This window comes from Solihabitans fulvus (assembly GCF_008386585.1).
Classification (GTDB): domain Bacteria; phylum Actinomycetota; class Actinomycetes; order Mycobacteriales; family Pseudonocardiaceae; genus Solihabitans; species Solihabitans fulvus.
This window is the reverse complement of sequence record NZ_VUOB01000146.1, coordinates 1-829: the sequence shown is the minus strand read 5'-3', so window position 1 is coordinate 829 and position 829 is coordinate 1. Positions and strand designations below refer to the sequence as shown.

1 protein-coding gene is annotated in these 829 nt (G+C 69.6%); it reads right to left on the bottom strand.

The window, feature by feature from the left end; translation table 11 throughout:
• Positions 1 to 739, bottom strand: a 739-nt coding sequence (locus F0L68_RS40845; protein ID WP_223199602.1) for an RNA-guided endonuclease InsQ/TnpB family protein, incomplete at its 3' end; no start/stop codon positions are given.
• Positions 740 to 829 lie beyond the last annotated feature (90 nt).

The following is an 829-nucleotide window of genomic DNA, read 5'->3' as shown; positions in this document are numbered from 1 at the left end:
GATTCGCGCCGCCCTTGGCGCGACGTGCCTTCTCCCGCTCCAAGCGGGCGAGCTTGCGCAGTCTGCCGGCCAGGTGTCTCGGGTTGGCCACCTCCACCCGCCCACCGGTGGTGTCGGCGACCGTCGCCAACCTGGCGATCCCCAGGTCGATCCCGGCTTCCCGCTCGACCGGCGGGAGCGGGGTGGGTTCGACCTCGACCACGAACGAGGCGTAGTAGTGGCCGTCGGGTTCCCGGATGACCGTGACAGAGCTGTGTTCGCTCGGCAGGTCGCGGGACCAGCGGACCCGCACCTCCCCCACCTTCGCCAGATACAGCCGCCCGTCCGGACGCAGGCTGAACCCGTTGCGGGTGAGCCGGAACGACTGCCGGTTGTCTTTGCGGGACTTGAAACGCGGACGCCCGACCTTCCGACCCCGCCTTCGGCCCTTGACCGAGTCGAAGAAGTTCGAGAACGCCCGGTGCGCGTCCCGCACCGACTGCACCAACGCCACACTGGCGACCTCGGACAGCCACACTCGCTCGTCGCGGGCCTTGGCCTGGGTGATCACCCGCCGCTGCACCTCGGCCGGCGACAGCGACTCCCCCGCCCGGTACGCGTCGTCGCGACACCGGATCGCATCGTTGAACACCACACGGGCACACCCGAACGTGCGCGCCAGCATCGACCGTTGAACCTCGGTGGGTTCGATCCGGTAGCGGAAGCGGGCCAGCACACCGACCACCGTATCCAGCCCCACCGACAATCCCGGCCACGCGGCGGCCAGGCCAGCACGGATCGGCTATCCCCGGCCTGAAGGCCAGGGATAGCGCCGACTTGTTCTCGGTCA